This is a genomic window from Ruminococcus sp. AF17-22AC (genome assembly GCF_003460065.1).
Classification (GTDB): Bacteria; Bacillota; Clostridia; order Lachnospirales; family Lachnospiraceae; genus Blautia_A.
The window spans coordinates 84851-100837 of sequence record NZ_QRXT01000006.1; the positions used below are offsets into that span (position 1 = coordinate 84851).

A 15987-nucleotide genomic window follows, 5' to 3' on the forward strand; every position below is an offset into this window, starting at 1 on the left:
TTAAAAAATATCAGGGGGGACTCAAATGGACGGATCAATGTTTATTGGAACATGGTGGTCACTGGTGCCACCGTTGCTGGCAATTGTGCTGGCATTAGTAACTAAAGAAGTATACAGTTCACTTTTTATTGGTGTTGCAATGGGAGCACTGCTTTATACAGGTTTCCATCCGTGGAATGCATTTGTTGCTTTTTTTGATATCATGAAGAACAGCATGAACTTAAATATTCTGATATTTGATGTGCTGCTGGGAATGATCATTGTTCTGATGTCGAAATCGGGTGGTTCAGCTGCGTATGGTAAATGGGCCGGAACTAAGATTAAAAGCAAAAAGAGTGCAATGCTGGCAACAACAGGACTTGGTGTGCTGATTTTTGTGGATGATTATTTTAACTGCCTGACAGTTGGCTCTGTTATGCGCCCTGTGACGGACCGATTCAAAGTATCACGTGCAAAACTGGCATATATTATTGATGCGACAGCAGCACCGGTCTGCATTATCGCGCCGATTTCAAGCTGGGCGGCAGCTGTTAACTCTTATGTTCCGGAAGATGCGGGAATCAGCGGATTTCAGCTTTTCCTTCGGACGATACCATATAATCTGTACGCAATTTTGACGCTGCTTATGGTATTTACGATCATCCTGACAGGGCTGGATTTCGGCCTTATGAAGAAACATGAAAAAAATGCGGCAGCCGGTGATCTGTTTACATCAGGTGGAGAAGAATTTGATCAGGTAAAAGAAGAGGAGATTTCTTCAAATGGAAAAGTAATTGATCTGGTGCTTCCGGTATTGGTTCTGATCGGAACTGCAATTGGTGCCATGATCTATACCGGATTTCTTGGCGGAGCTACAGATGTGGTAACTGCTTTTTCCGGATGTGATGCGGAAACAAGTCTTATTTTTGCGACACTGATCACGGTAATGTTTATGCTGGTACTGTATCTTCCGCGCAAAGTTATTACATTTAAGGGATTTATGGACAGTTTTGTGGAAGGTTTCAAGATGATGATCCCGGCGATTGGAATCCTTATTTTTGCATGGTCTCTTAAGGGAATGGGAGATGCTCTTGAAATTGCTTCTTTCGTAGAAAATCTGGTAGGCTCCAATGCTTCCGCAAGTGTGCTGCTTCCGGCAATTTTGTTCCTTGTAGCAATTTTCCTGTCGTTCTCTACAGGTACAAGCTGGGGAACATTTGCCATTCTTGTTCCGATCGCAATCGCGATGTTCCCGGGTGCGGACAACATGCAGATGATGATCATTGCAGTAGCATCTGTACTTTCAGGTGCAGTATGTGGTGACCATGTATCACCGATTTCTGATACGACGGTCATGTCTTCGGCAGGAGCACAGAGTAATCACATTAACCACGTGACTACACAGATGCAGTATGCAGTAGTTGTTGCTGTAGTATCGGCAATCGGTTATGTGATTGCAGGTTTCGTACATATCTGGTGGCTGGTTCTCGGCATCAGTGCTGTCCTGCTTCTTGTGGTACTGTTTGTGATCAAAGTAGTGACTTCAGATGAAAAAGACGGAGTGAAAAAACGTGCATAAAATTGAGGTACCGTATATTGACCAGAGTGTGAAATATCCTACTGGCTGTGAAAGTGTGTCAGCGGTGATGCTCCTTAAGTATCTGGGATATGAGATGACTGTTGATGAATTTATAAAAAACTGTCTGGAATGCAGAGAGATGGAGATGAGAGACGGAAAGCTTTATGGACCGGATCCGAATGAATATTTCTGTGGAAGTCCCTATGATGAAGATTCTTTCGGGATTTATGCAAAAGGACTTTTAAAGGCTCTTGACAGGGCTGCGGGAACGGAATTTTGTTTTAAAGATGAGTCAGGTACACCGATTCAGAAACTTCTGGAAAAATATATTGATCAGGAGATGCCGGTGGTATTCTGGGCATGCATCAACATGCGAAAGGAGATCACGGGACCGGAATGGAAACTGCTGGATTCTGGAGAGACTTTCTGCTGGACTTCGAATGAACACTGTATGTTGCTGGTGGGGTATGATGAAGAAAAGTATTATTTCAATGACCCGTATAATAACAATGGTGTGATCGGTTATGAGAGAGAACTTGTAGAAAAAAGACATGCAGCACAACATAGTATGGCAATTGGAACAGTGCGAATATAAAATCGAAATTTATAAAAACTTTATTTGAAGAATGCTTACAAATCTGCTATAGTATATGATGGTTATGGTAAACTGCCTTTGAATAAAGAAAGAAGTGTTTATTTTGAGAAAAAAGTCACATATATTACTGGCAAGATATCTGGCAGACCAGATGCCTGCCAATGAAAGTCTTCAATCACATAGAAAAGCCTTTTGCCTGGGCAATATCCTTCCGGATATTCAGCCGTCATTTATAACTAAACGGCATGAATATTTTGGAACATTCGATGAGGTGCAGGGAAAAATCCGACGTCTTGTTCAGTCAGGAGAAAGCTATAATGACCGTGTGTTCTGGCGGCGTGCAGGAGAGGTCATGCATTATATTGCAGATTATTTTACATTTCCGCACAATAAGACTTTTGACGGAACACTTCGTCAGCATAATTCCTATGAGAAACACCTGAAAAATGAATTAAAAGCATTTGTTCAGGAGGGAAAGGCAGAAGCGTATGCAGCGCATGTGATTCGCTTTGAGACGTTGAATCAGCTTCTTGAGTACATCAAAGTTCACCATCGCAGATATATGAATTGCAAACGAAGTGTAGAGGAGGATATTCGTTATATTCTCAGCGTCTGTTATCAGGTATTTCAGGGGCTTTTCCAGCTTTGCATGAAAGATCCGATGGCAGAATATGCGACTGCAGTAATGTAAGTAAAATATGAAAAAAATATGAAATACCGTCGGAGACTTTCTCCGGCGGTTGATTTTTGAATACTGGTATGATAAAATTACGGCAGTTATTGTGTGAGTAAGTTAGAATAAGAAAACATATTTTAAAGGAATAAAGATGTGTTCTTAGACAGAAGGGAGCAATTTTTACCAGAATGAAGAACAAATATCTGACCAAATGTTTATGTATGACAATATTATCTGCAATGGTTCTGACCAGCCCGCTGAGTGTTATGGCGGCAGAGGAAGATGTTACAATGAGCAGCGAAGGAGATGAGTTTGGTGACGGCAGCGAAGTGACTGATCCGGGGACAGATACACCGACACCGGATCCGGGAACAGATACACCAACGCCAGACCCGGGAACAGATACACCGACACCAGATCCGGGAACAGATACACCAACGCCAGACCCGGGAACAGATACACCGACACCAGATCCGGGAACAGATACGCCGACACCAAATCCGGACACACCGACACCGGCTCCGGGATTTGATGATGGAGGTAAAACCACACCGACAGTTGCACCAACAAATAAACCGACAGTTGCACCAACGCAGATACCGGTAGTAGTACAGTCATTGATTGACAGCATCAATGCGCTGGCAAGACAGACTCTGACACTGAATCAGGCTGCAAAGGTACAGGAACTTCGTGCAGCATATAACAAGCTTTCGGCAGAGCAAAAGAGCCTTGTGACTAATTACAGTTTACTTGTTGGCTTTGAGAGCAAGATTACTGAACTTCAGAAGAAGCAGAATACAGATACTCCAGCGTTTACAGATGGAAGTAAAGCAAGCGAGACCGGCAAGACAGGAACACCGGTTTACTATGTTTCAAATCTTCATGCAGGCAAGGGGTTTTATCTGGACAGCCTGAAAGGCAATTATCAGCTTACATTTTCAGATGATTTTGCATCTGTAATGGATGAGATCGAGACAGAATACAAAGAAAAGAATAAGCTTTCCGATGCGAGTGACAGCAGAACGGATGGGCTTACTACTTCTGCAGATTCTCTGCTTGTACGTAACTGGCAGGATATTCTGGCTGTATATGTGTATGAACAGAGCCAGAAGGGTGTAAAAGAATTTACACTGAATGCATCAAGTAAGGATGAACTTGCAAAGATTTTTGCACAGATGAACCCGATTGTAAGAGATAAAGATAATATCACACACGTGTCTTATGGAAATTATCATATCAACAATTACATCAAGGAGAACAATATTTCTCAGAATGACAGAGGGGTGCTTAAGAAATATGTAGAAACGGACTGCAAGCTTCTCTGCGCGATTGTTACTGATGCAAAAGGCTTTGTACGTCAGAGCGTAGGAGATGATGTATCAGAAGAGAGAGTAAATGTTATTACCGCAGCATATTCCCTGGTGGGTGAAGTGGGGTATTTCTGGGGTGGTAAATCTACAAAGATCGGCGAGGACCCAAGCTGGGGAACGGCTGAGAAAGTTTCTGCTGCAGGTAGTGCCAGCACCGGAACAGTCAGAGCATACGGACTTGACTGCAGTGGATTTGTTACCTGGTCTGTAATTAATGGATATCTGAATCAGGGGATGCAGAGCAGCGTTGGAGACGGTACATCAGATCAGTGGGAAAAGGCAAATGTAGTCAGTGAACAGGATGCACAGCCGGGCGATCTTGTTTTCCAGAAAGGACCGGAGGCAGGCAGCGACAATCATGTCGGTATTATTTGCGGCAAAACGAATGCAGGTGACTGGATTGCCGTACATTGTTCTTCCGGCAAGAACGGAGTTACGGTAGGTGAAGCATACGGAGCAAGTTTTCGTTATATCCGGCAGCCATCCTTTTATCCGACACAGGCGGAGGTGGCACAGATGCAAAGCGAGGGGGCTTCAGCAAGTAATGCAGAGGCAGTCAGTACGGCAGAGACTACAGATTCAGAAGAAACTCTGACTTCAGGAGAGAATGTCGCAGAAGAAATACTGACATCTGATACAGGAGACAGGGACAGCACTGCCGATGCGAGTGAAGAAGTGGAAATCACAATTGTGGATGATGTTGAAGATGAAGCGTTTACTTCAGGCGACGGCGTGACAGTAACTTCTCCTGTGAAAGATGTACTTCAGGAAATTCTGGACCAGAATGCATTTGATTCATCAGACAGTGACAACGAGATTCTTCCGAAGAAAGCAGATACAGATGACAGCGATATAGAAATTGTATTTGAAGATTAAATTCAGCCCGTGCAGGTTCTTTGCAGCCTGTCACGGGTATTTTAACATTTTTGAGAAACTCAATAATCTGCAAAAAGGAGATTGCTATGAACGAGATGTTACAGCAGTTTATGAATATGATTGAGAATACCAGAAGCATACCTACCATGACTGATATTTCCATGATTGGATTTGGCGTGCTGCTCGTATTCGGGGTGATAAATTGCATTCTTGGCTATCGTCTGCTACGATTTTGGATGATGCTGTGTGGATTTATCATTGGAGCCGGAGTAGGATTCGGCGTGGCTTATTCCAGCGGCGTGACTGAGAAATATATGTATGCCGCGATTATGGTGGGAATCGGTATACTACTTGCAGTGATTGCGTTTGTAAGCTATAAGATAGGTATTTTTATTCTGGGAGCCGGTATTGGAATCGGACTTGGAATTTATATTTTTCATCCGACTTCTTCACTGGTGTTCTTTTTCTGCCTGCTTCTGGGAGCCGGACTGGGAGTACTTGCCATGCGGCAGGCGCGGGAAGTGTTGATCGTCGGAACTTCTCTTCTGGGTGGTGCGATGGCAGGTGTTTCGACGGCAAAGCTTGGCGGGCTTTCTGATTTTCCTTATGGTCTGGGGATGAGTGCAGGTTTTGCAATCCTTGGAATGCTGATTCAGTTTGCGACAAATCGCCGCAAAAAAGATGAAGATGATGAGGAGGAAGACAACGAGGAACTTTATGAAAATGCCGAAAACAGCTCTGATTATGTAGATCCAAAAGAATACATTCCACAGAAAAGAAGCAAAAGAAGACCTGCAAGACAGGAAAACAGAAGAACACTGTCCGCAGCAGAAGAGGAGCGTCTGGATGAAGAAATCGTCAGAGAGATGATGGATGATGATGACCGCGAAGGCGAAGAACTCTGGAAAAAGATTTCAAGACGTGAAGAAAACCGCAAAAATAAAGAAAAACATACAATGAGATAAGACGGGAAAGAGGGACAACATGGCAAAAGAAGCAAAGACAAATGCGATGCGTATGCTGGATAGACAAAAAGTGAAATACGAAGCATTTACATATGAATGTGATGAATTTATTGACGGACTTCATAGTGCGGATCTGATCGGTGCACCTTATGATCAGTCGTTTAAGACGCTTGTGATGGAAGGAAAGAGCGGTGGATACTATGTGTTTGTTGTACCGATCGAAAAAGAGGTAGACCGGAAGGCGGCAGCAAAAGCGGTCAGTGAAAAGACAGTAGATATGATTCATGTAAAAGACATTCTCAAGATTACCGGTTATGTCAGAGGGGGCTGCAGTCCACTGGGGATGAAAAAATTATATCCGACTGTATTTGATGCTTCGGCAGAAAATTTTGATGAAATCTATGTCAGTGGTGGAAGAATCGGACTTACGTTGAAAGTAAATCTGGAGTCTCTGCTCAAGGTAACAAATGGAAAACTGGCAGATATTACCATGAAAGATTGAGCATAAACTGAAAAATTAAACAAAATATTATCGATACGCATAAGAAAAGCTCCCGGAATATGTAAACTCCGGGAGCTTTTACGTGCTTGTTTTAGTTATCAGCAGCGTCTTCTTCATTAACCTGGAAAACGTGACGCTTTTTCGCCATTTCATCGCTTGCGAGATATTCATCGTAAGTGGTGATCTTGTCGATCAGTCTTCCGTCAGGAAGGATTTCCATGATACGGTTGGCAGTTGTCTGTACGAACTGATGATCGTGAGAGGCAAAAAGGATGACTCCCGGGAATTTGATCAGACCGTTATTCAGAGCAGTGATCGATTCCATGTCCAGATGGTTGGTCGGCTCATCAAGGAGCAGGATGTTTGCTCCGGAGATCATCATCTTGGATAACAGACAACGGACTTTTTCACCACCGGAAAGAACACGGACCTTTTTGATACCGTCTTCGCCCGGAAAGAGCATTCTTCCAAGGAAACCACGTACATAAGTGGCATCTTTGATCTCGGAGTACTGAGTCAGCCAGTCAGTAATGGTCAGATCGTTATCGAATTCCTGCGTATTATCCTTCGGGAAATAAGCCTGGGAGGTTGTGACACCCCATTTGTAATTTCCTTCATCCGGTTCAAGTTCTCCGATCAGGATACGGAAGAAGGTTGTGATTGCCTGCTCGTTTGCGCCAACAAAAGCAACTTTATCATCATGTCCAAGTGTGAAGCTGATGTTGTCAAGAACTTTTACACCATCGATGGTTTTTGAAAGGTTTTCAACCATAAGTACTTCATTGCCGATCTCGCGGTTCGGACGGAAGTCAATGTATGGGTATTTACGGCTGGATGGACGCATATCATCAAGCTGGATTTTTTCCAGAGCACGTTTACGTGAAGTCGCCTGCTTGGATTTGGAAGCGTTTGCGCTGAATCGGGAAATAAATTCCTGGAGTTCTTTGATTTTTTCTTCCTTTTTCTTGTTGGCTTCTTTCATCTGTTTAATAAGGAGCTGGCTGGATTCGAACCAGAAGTCATAGTTTCCGGCATACAGCTGGATCTTACCATAATCAATATCTGCGGTATGGGTGCAGACTTTGTTCAGGAAGTAACGGTCATGGGATACAACAATGACGGTATTGTCAAAGTTGATCAGGAATTCTTCCAGCCATTCGATCGCCGGGAGATCCAGATGGTTGGTCGGCTCATCGAGGAGCAGAATATCCGGATTCCCGAAAAGTGCCTGGGCCAGAAGAACTTTGACCTTCTGGCTTCCGGTCAGGTCAGCCATCTGAGTGTAGTGGAGTTCGGTTTCGATTCCGAGTCCGTTCAGAAGGGTGGCAGCATCAGATTCTGCTTCCCATCCGTTCATCTCAGCGAATTCACCCTCGAGTTCGCTGGCGCGGATGCCGTCTTCGTCAGTGAAGTCTTCTTTTGCGTAGATGGCTTCTTTTTCTTTCATGATCTCATACAGTCGGGCGTTTCCCATAATAACGGTATCCAGAACATTGTATGAATCGTATTTGAAGTGATCCTGCTGCAGGAAAGAAAGACGCTGACCCGGTGTGATGACGATATCACCGTTGGTCGGCTCAAGCTGTCCGGACAGGATTTTAAGAAATGTAGATTTACCGGCACCGTTTGCTCCGATCAGACCATAGCAGTTGCCTTCGGTAAATTTGATGTTGACATCTTCAAAAAGTGCTTTTTTGCCAACACGCAGTGTAATATTATTTGCTGAAATCATAATGTACCTCTTTTCTTCGTTATGGTTTCGTTCAGTCATTTTGGGTTCGGACCGTTTTGGCCATTCATTCCCATTTTACAGTAAAGTCAGGAATTTGCAAGTCTTAAATCACAAAAACACATGATTAGGAAAGAGAAGGGCCTGAAAGCTCCATAAAACTTGCATGTTGCTAACTTTTTTGTATGTAAATAGATACAGAAAATATACAATCCTGATTGGACAATCTGAAATGGCTATGCTATAATAACTATTGGACTTTTAGGCCCTTTCACTGGCCTGAAATAAATTATAATTTTCATCATACCTTTAAGGAGGAAAACAAACTATGGCAAGAAAGATGAAAACCATGGATGGTAACCATGCAGCCGCTCATGCTTCTTATGCATATTCAGATGTAGCTGCTATCTACCCGATCACTCCTTCATCTGTTATGGCGGAAGCAACAGATGAGTGGGCAACACAGGGCAGAAAGAACATCTTTGGACAGGAAGTACAGGTTACAGAGATGCAGTCTGAAGCAGGTGCTGCAGGTGCAGTACACGGATCTCTGGCAGCCGGTGCCCTGACAACTACTTACACTGCATCTCAGGGTCTTCTTCTGATGATCCCGAACCTTTACAAAATCGCTGGTGAGCAGCTTCCGGGCGTAATTAATGTATCTGCTCGTGCACTTGCTTCTCACGCACTTTCCATTTTCGGAGATCACTCCGACGTTATGGCCTGTCGTCAGACTGGATGCGCAATGCTCTGCGAATCATCCGTACAGGAAGTTATGGACCTGACACCGGTTGCTCATCTTGCAGCAATCAAAGGTAAAGTTCCGTTCATCAACTTCTTCGATGGTTTCCGTACATCTCACGAGATCCAGAAGATCGAGACATGGGATTACGAAGATCTGAAAGATATGGCAGATATGGAAGCAATTCAGGCATTCCGTGATCATGCTCTGAACCCGAACCATCCATGTCAGAGAGGTTCTGCTCAGAACCCGGATATCTTCTTCCAGGCAAGAGAAGCATGTAACCCGTTCTACGATGCTCTTCCGGCAGTAGTTCAGGAATACATGGACAAAGTAAATGAAAAGATCGGAACAGACTACAAACTGTTCAACTACTACGGAGCAGAAGATGCTGAGCACATCATTATCGCTATGGGTTCCGTAAACGATACAATCGAGGAGACTATCGATTACCTTGCAGCAGCAGGCAAAAAAGTCGGTGTTGTTAAAGTTCGTCTTTACAGACCATTCTGCGCACAGGCACTGATCGATGCTATCCCGGAAACTGTTAAACAGATCAGCGTTCTTGACAGAACAAAAGAGCCAGGAGCACTTGGCGAGCCTCTGTACCTTGACGTTGTTGCTGCATTAAAAGACAGCAAGTTCAAAGACGTTAAGATCTTTACAGGACGTTATGGTCTTGGTTCAAAAGATACTACACCGGCACAGATCGTTGCAGTATATGAGAACACAACAAAAGAAAAATTCACAATCGGTATCAACGATGATGTTACACACCTTTCTCTGGAAACAGGTGCTGCACTTGTTACAACACCAGAAGGAACTACAAACTGTAAGTTCTGGGGCCTTGGAGCTGACGGTACTGTAGGTGCTAACAAGAACTCTATCAAGATCATCGGTGACAACACAGACATGTATGCTCAGGCTTACTTCGATTATGACTCCAAGAAATCCGGTGGTGTTACAATGTCTCACCTTCGTTTTGGAAAGAAACCGATCAAATCTACGTACCTGATCCACAAAGCAAACTTTGTTGCATGTCATAATCCGTCTTATGTAAATAAGTATAACATGGTTCAGGAGCTTGTTGATGGCGGTACATTCCTTCTTAACTGTGCATGGGATATGGAAGGTCTTGAAAAACATCTTCCGGGACAGGTTAAAGCATTCATTGCTAACCACAATATCAAATTCTATACCATCGACGGTGTGAAGATCGGTATTGAGACCGGCATGGGACCAACACGTATCAACACAATCCTTCAGTCTGCATTCTTCAAACTTACAGGAATCATTCCGGAAGATCAGGCTATCGAACTGATGAAAGCAGCTGCAAAAGCTACTTACGGACGTAAGGGTGACGATGTTGTTCAGAAGAACTGGGCAGCTATCGATGCAGGTGCAAAACAGGTTGTAGAAGTTAAAGTTCCGGAAAGCTGGAAAGATGCAGAAGATGAAGGTCTCTTCATGGCTCATGCAACTCATGGCGCTCAGGAAGCACAGGACTTCGTAAACAAGATCCAGTGCAAGATCAATGCACAGGAAGGTAACACACTTCCTGTATCCGCATTTACAGAATATGTTGATGGTACTACACCGTCCGGAACAGCTGCATACGAAAAACGTGGTATCGCAGTAAATGTACCGGTATGGCAGCCAGAAAACTGTATCCAGTGTAACCGTTGTGCATATGTCTGCCCACACGCAGCAATCCGTCCGGTAGCACTGACAGAAGAAGAAGCAGCAAACGCTCCTGAGGGAATGGCTACACTTCCGATGACAGGTATGAAAGAATACAAATTCACTATGACTGTATCAGCTTATGACTGTACAGGATGTGGTTCCTGTGCTAATGTATGCCCTGGCAAGAAAGGTGCAAAAGCCCTTGCTATGGAAAACATGGAAGCAAATGCAGGACTTCAGAAATTCTTCGATTATGGAAGAGAACTTCCGATCAAAGAAGAAGTTGTTGCTAAATTCAAAGAAACAACTGTTAAGGGAAGCCAGTTCAAACAGCCTCTGCTTGAGTTCTCCGGAGCATGTGCAGGTTGTGGTGAAACACCTTACGCAAAACTGATCACACAGCTGTTCGGTGACAGAATGTACATTGCAAATGCTACAGGATGCTCCTCTATCTGGGGTAACTCTTCACCGTCTACACCATACACAACCAACGCTAAAGGACAGGGTCCTGCATGGGCTAACTCACTGTTCGAAGACAACGCTGAGTTCGGTTATGGTATGCTTCTTGCTCAGAGAGCTATCCGTGATGGCCTCAAAGCAAAAGTTGAAGCTGTTGTAGCAGAAGGCAAAGATGAAGCAGTTAAAGAAGCTGGTCAGGAATGGCTGGATACATTCTCCGTTGGTGCAACAAACGGTGCAGCAACAGACAAACTGATCGCTGCTCTGGAAGCATGCGGATGCGATGCTGCTAAAGAAATCCTTGCTCAGAAAGATTATCTGTCCAAGAAATCCCAGTGGATCTTCGGTGGTGACGGATGGGCTTACGATATCGGATTCGGTGGTGTTGACCATGTTCTCGCAAGCGGACGTGACATCAACGTTATGGTATTCGATACAGAGGTTTATTCCAACACAGGCGGACAGTCCTCTAAATCTACACCTACAGGTGCAATCGCTCAGTTCGCTGCCGGCGGTAAAGAGACTAAGAAGAAAGATATGGCTTCCATCGCAATGAGCTATGGCTATGTATACGTAGCACAGATCTCTATGGGTGCTGACTTCAACCAGACTGTTAAAGCAATCGCTGAAGCAGAAGCTTATCCGGGACCGTCTCTGATCATTGCATATGCTCCATGTATCAACCATGGTATCAAGAAGGGTATGGCAAAAGCTCAGACAGAAGAAGAACTGGCAGTTAAGTGCGGATACTGGCACAACTTCCGCTTCAACCCGGCAGCAGACAAGAAGTTTGCTCTGGATTCCAAGACACCGGATATGGAGAACTACATGGACTTCCTGAACGGCGAAGTTCGTTACAACTCCTTACAGCGTCAGAATCCTGAAAAAGCTGCAAGACTGTTTGCTAAAAATGAATCTGAAGCAAAAGCTAGATATGCATATCTGAATAAACTGGTAGCAATGTACGGCGAAGAAGAATAATTCTTACTGCGTGCAGTGACGGAATAATTCAGAGATATAGCCGCGGTACTTTTGTACCGCGGCTTTTTGCATTATATATGACATAAAATTTATAAGAGAAAATATGAACATACAAAATAGAAAAAATATGAAAAACAAAAGAAGTAACAGAAGTACAAACGGCAAAAATACGGAATTTTATATTGTATATACAGTGGTATTTCTATTGATTGCGCTTTTTCTCTATCTGAGATTTTATCTGAATGGAAAGTCTCTTGTGTGGAGTCATGACGGAGTGCCGCAGCATCTGAATTCCCTGTCATACTATGGAAGATATCTCAGAGGAATTTTATATACGATATTTGTAGAACATCGTTTTTCGATACCAATGTGGGATCTTCATATTGGCTATGGTTCGGATATTCTGACGACACTGCACTATTATGTCATTGGAGATCCGCTGACGTTACTGTCAGTATTTTGTCCATCTTCCAAAACAGAGATTTTATATGAATTCCTGATTTTTCTCAGAATCTATCTGGCCGGAATTGCGTTCAGCAGATACTGTTTTTATCACAAAAACAGCAGACAGGCGACTTTTATGGGTTGCATGATATATATCTTTGCAGGCTGGACAATTTATGCTGCCATGAAACATCCATATTTTTCAAACCCGATGATCTATCTGCCGTTGATTCTTATGGGAATTGACAAGATATACAAAAAAGAAAGACCATATCTGTTTATCTGGTCGGTGGCGGTAGCCGGATTATCAAGCTTTTACTTTTTCTACATGTTGGGTATTTTTATGGTTTTGTATGCTATATTCCGGTATTTCGAACAGTTTGGAGTCCATTCTCTGAAAAATGTCGGAAAATGGCTGAGTGTTTTTGCGATATACTCGGTAATCGCGGTTTTGATCGCGGCAGTCATATTGCTTCCGGTGATTCTTCCGGTATTTGGAACAGATCGCTTTAAAGCGGAAAACTATGTACCTTTGTTTTATGATAAAGTATATTATCAGAAATATCTGAGCTGTCTGATTGGCGAGAACATGATCCAGTGGGGTGTTGCCGGATTTTCGGCAGTTTCGATGACCGGAAGCTTTGTATTGTTTGCAAAGAAAAAGAAATACAAAACGTTAAAAGCAGGTTTTATTCTGATAAACCTTTTTTTACTGTTCCCATTTGCGGGACATGTACTTAACGGATTCTCGTATGTTTCCAATCGATGGATATGGGCATATGGCATGCTCATGGCATACATTTTTGTGAAGATGTACCCGGAATTATTTAAGCTTTCATTAAAAGAAAAACGTACGATTTTTGTTTTTCTCATAGGATATTGTGTACTGGCGCTTTTGCCGGATGCAGCAAGAACACAGAGAAATCTGGTAGCAGTTCTTTTGCTGGTGCTGGCGACATTTACTGTATTATCATTTGGTGCAGTATTTACAAAAAGAAAAAATCTGATGTTGATGACAGGTGGCTTCCTGATTGCAGGAATTCTTTTTAATATGTATTATCAGTATTCTTACGAAAAAGACTATCTTTCAGAGTTTTCAGATCAGGGAGAAGCTTTGGACAAACTGGAAACAGGAACGGATCTGGCAGTACTGAAAACTGGGGATGAATCAATTTACCGCTATGACCAGATGGGAACACACAGTTATGAAAATTCTTCCATGCAGACAGGTACAAACAGTACTTCTTACTATTTCAGCGTAGCAAGTGGAGATATCACGAACTTTTTTAATGAGGTCGACCTGAATACACCATGGGATTATCATTACGAGAATCTGGACAGCAGAACGATTCTGGATCGTCTTGCAGCAGTAAAATATTTTGTAGTAAAAGCCGGCGAAGAAGAGTATTTGCCGTATGGGTATGATACACTTGCAGCAGAAGCGGAAAAAAAGGATAGATTATATCGCGCATATGAATGCAAAAATGCACTTCCAATAGGATATACTTATGATTCCTATATTCCAGAAAAAAAATATGCGAAAATGTCGACTGTTGAAAAGCAGCAGGCTCTGTTGCAGGGAGTGGTACTGGCAGACAGCGCAGTACCGGAAACGACACCGGAATTTAATGACAGAGAAGTGTCGTATAAACTGGTGACAGGTTCAGGCTGCAAAGAAAAAGATGGGAAACTGATCATTACAAAGGAAAATGCACAGGCAAAACTGGTTTTCGACGGGCTGGATGAATGTGAAACATATCTCATTACAGAAGGCGTTGACTATGAGGCGCTTTCTCCACGTGAGCTGATCAGTGATAAGAAATGGAATAAAATGACGCTCTACGAGCAGAAAAAAGTTCAATACGAAAACAGTAAGTGGAGATACTGGAAAGAAAGTCAGAAGGCATATATTGATGTTACAGGACAATTCCTTGACAAGACGATCAGTATTTTTACAGACAAATATAATGCATACAGTGGTCGATCAGATTTCCTCTGCAATACCGGTTACAGTGAAAAGGGGAAAAAATCCATTACGCTCACTTTTGAAAATACAGGTGTATACTCATATAAAGATATGAAAGTTGTATGCCAGCCGATGAAAAATATAGAGAGTCAGACCAGCAGACTGGGCACGGAAAGCCTGAAAGATGTCAAGATAAAGAATCATGAACTTACAGGCAGTATTTCTGTATCGAAGGATAAAGTCCTTGTGATTTCACTGCCTTACAGCAAAGGCTTTCAGGCATATGTAGATGGTCAGAAAACAGAGTTAAAACAGGCAAACACCATGTACATGGCACTGGAACTCACGAAGGGGGGTCATGAGATCCGTATTACATACTATACTCCATATCTGAAGACAGGGCTTGTCTTGACGTGTGTGGGGATATTGTGCTACATTTGTGTGGTGTTAGTTTGCAAAAAGAGAAGAGGAAATAAAGAAACATGAGTAGATTATCTGTCGTACTTCCGGCTTATAATGAGGAACTGATGGTTGGAAAAACATGCAGGGTTCTTCATGAGGTTCTGGCAGAAGCCGGGATTTCGTATGAGCTGGTTCTTGTGGATGATGGATCTAAAGATCATACATGGGAAGAAATACTAAAAGCAGGGGGAAAGGATCCGAATATTCTGGGGGTGCATTTTTCACGTAACTTTGGTAAAGAGGCAGCTGTTTTTGCCGGAATGGCACAGGCGACCGGAGAAGTGGTGGCTGTTATGGACTGTGATCTGCAGCATCCGGCAGAAACTTTGATTGAGATGTACCGGAAATGGGAAGAAGGCTATGAAGTCATTGAAGGCATCAAGAAAAGCCGCGGAAATGAAAGCTTTCTTCATAAAAAGTGCGCAGGATTTTTTTATGGGATTATGTCCAAAGCAACAAAAGTAGACATGCAAAATACCTCTGATTTTAAAATGATGGATCGCAAGGTGGTAAACAGTATTCTTTCTCTGCCGGAAAGAAATATGTTTTTTCGTGCAACTTCGTCATGGGTAGGATACAAGACGGCATATGTGGAATTTGAAGTGCATGAACGGGAAGCAGGTGAATCAAAGTGGTCTGCCTGGTCGCTGATCAAATATGCATTTACCAATATTGTTGCATTTACGACTGCTCCACTTCAGTTTGTGTCGTTTGGCGGAGGTATTTGTTTTGTATGTTCGCTTGTCATGATTATTTATTCACTGATACAATATTTTCGGGGACATGCAATTGAAGGCTATACAACGACAATTTTGCTGCTACTTCTGATCGGAAGCGCAATCATGCTGAGCCTCGGAGTGATCGGCTATTATCTTGCAAAAATTTATGAAGAAGTCAAACGTCGTCCGAGATATATTGTATCTCAGATCATCCATGGGAATAAAGATGTGACAGGTTCTGTCAGAGATGATGCGTAAGA

10 protein-coding genes are annotated in these 15987 nt (G+C 43.0%); 9 read left to right on the forward strand and 1 reads right to left on the reverse strand.

The features are described from left to right. Positions 1-25 precede the first annotated feature (25 nt). The 6 genes from DWW86_RS10470 (at position 26) to ybaK (ending at position 6542) form a co-directional block, all read left to right on the forward strand. A complete protein-coding gene (locus DWW86_RS10470) occupies positions 26-1558 on the forward strand; it encodes a Na+/H+ antiporter NhaC family protein (RefSeq protein ID WP_072520941.1) in 1533 nt (510 codons plus the stop codon). Next, positions 1551-2153 carry a C39 family peptidase gene (locus tag DWW86_RS10475; RefSeq protein WP_072520942.1) on the forward strand — a complete coding sequence of 201 codons (603 nt, stop codon included), beginning with the start codon at positions 1551-1553 and terminating at the stop codon, positions 2151-2153. The genes DWW86_RS10470 and DWW86_RS10475 overlap by 8 nt, the downstream gene beginning before the upstream one ends. 103 nt (positions 2154-2256) lie before the next feature. After that, entirely contained in the window at positions 2257-2844 is a 588-nt protein-coding gene (locus tag DWW86_RS10480; RefSeq protein WP_072520943.1) for a zinc dependent phospholipase C family protein, read from the forward strand. Between the two features lie 173 nt (positions 2845-3017). Continuing rightward, the gene (locus DWW86_RS10485; protein WP_117943023.1) at positions 3018-5075 is read left to right on the forward strand and encodes a C40 family peptidase; all 2058 of its coding nucleotides are present in this window, start codon (positions 3018-3020) and stop codon (positions 5073-5075) included. An 86-nt stretch (positions 5076-5161) separates the two neighbouring features. Next, the gene (locus DWW86_RS10490; protein WP_072520945.1) at positions 5162-6040 is read left to right on the forward strand and encodes a TM7S3/TM198-like domain-containing protein; all 879 of its coding nucleotides are present in this window, start codon (positions 5162-5164) and stop codon (positions 6038-6040) included. 19 nt (positions 6041-6059) lie between these two features. Continuing rightward, positions 6060-6542 carry a Cys-tRNA(Pro) deacylase gene (gene ybaK, locus DWW86_RS10495; protein ID WP_072520946.1) on the forward strand — a complete coding sequence of 161 codons (483 nt, stop codon included), beginning with the start codon at positions 6060-6062 and terminating at the stop codon, positions 6540-6542. A 91-nt stretch (positions 6543-6633) separates the two neighbouring features. Here the strand turns inward: ybaK and DWW86_RS10500 are convergent, their stop codons facing one another. Next, the gene (locus DWW86_RS10500) at positions 6634-8274 is read right to left on the reverse strand and encodes an ABC-F family ATP-binding cassette domain-containing protein (protein WP_117943024.1); all 1641 of its coding nucleotides are present in this window, start codon (positions 8272-8274) and stop codon (positions 6634-6636) included. A gap of 325 nt (positions 8275-8599) precedes the next feature. Between DWW86_RS10500 and nifJ the strand changes: the two genes are divergently transcribed. The 3 genes from nifJ to DWW86_RS10515 all read left to right on the forward strand — a co-directional run bounded on the left by nifJ (position 8600) and on the right by DWW86_RS10515 (position 15985). Further along, positions 8600-12136 carry a pyruvate:ferredoxin (flavodoxin) oxidoreductase gene (gene nifJ / locus DWW86_RS10505; RefSeq protein ID WP_117943025.1) on the forward strand — a complete coding sequence of 1179 codons (3537 nt, stop codon included), beginning with the start codon at positions 8600-8602 and terminating at the stop codon, positions 12134-12136. Positions 12137-12239: 103 nt separating this feature from the next. Continuing rightward, positions 12240-15032: a YfhO family protein gene (locus DWW86_RS10510; RefSeq protein ID WP_286187700.1), complete on the forward strand. Its 2793-nt coding sequence runs from the start codon at positions 12240-12242 to the stop codon at positions 15030-15032. Then, a complete protein-coding gene (locus DWW86_RS10515; protein WP_117943027.1) occupies positions 15029-15985 on the forward strand; it encodes a glycosyltransferase family 2 protein in 957 nt (318 codons plus the stop codon). Before DWW86_RS10510 ends, DWW86_RS10515 begins: the two co-directional genes overlap by 4 nt. Positions 15986-15987: the final 2 nt, after the last annotated feature.

Bases quoted from the DNA above. Each gene is read 5' to 3' on its own strand.
- ybaK (WP_072520946.1), top strand. From the start codon at position 6,060: ATGGCAAAAGAAGCAAAGACAAATGCGATGCGTATGCTGGATAGACAA.
- DWW86_RS10470 (WP_072520941.1), top strand. From the start codon at position 26: ATGGACGGATCAATGTTTATTGGAACATGGTGGTCACTGGTGCCACCG.
- nifJ (WP_117943025.1), top strand. From the start codon at position 8,600: ATGGCAAGAAAGATGAAAACCATGGATGGTAACCATGCAGCCGCTCAT.
- DWW86_RS10485 (WP_117943023.1), top strand. From the start codon at position 3,018: ATGAAGAACAAATATCTGACCAAATGTTTATGTATGACAATATTATCT.
- DWW86_RS10490 (WP_072520945.1), top strand. From the start codon at position 5,162: ATGAACGAGATGTTACAGCAGTTTATGAATATGATTGAGAATACCAGA.
- DWW86_RS10515 (WP_117943027.1), top strand. From the start codon at position 15,029: ATGAGTAGATTATCTGTCGTACTTCCGGCTTATAATGAGGAACTGATG.
- DWW86_RS10510 (WP_286187700.1), top strand. From the start codon at position 12,240: ATGAACATACAAAATAGAAAAAATATGAAAAACAAAAGAAGTAACAGA.
- DWW86_RS10500 (WP_117943024.1), bottom strand. From the start codon at position 8,274: ATGATTTCAGCAAATAATATTACACTGCGTGTTGGCAAAAAAGCACTT.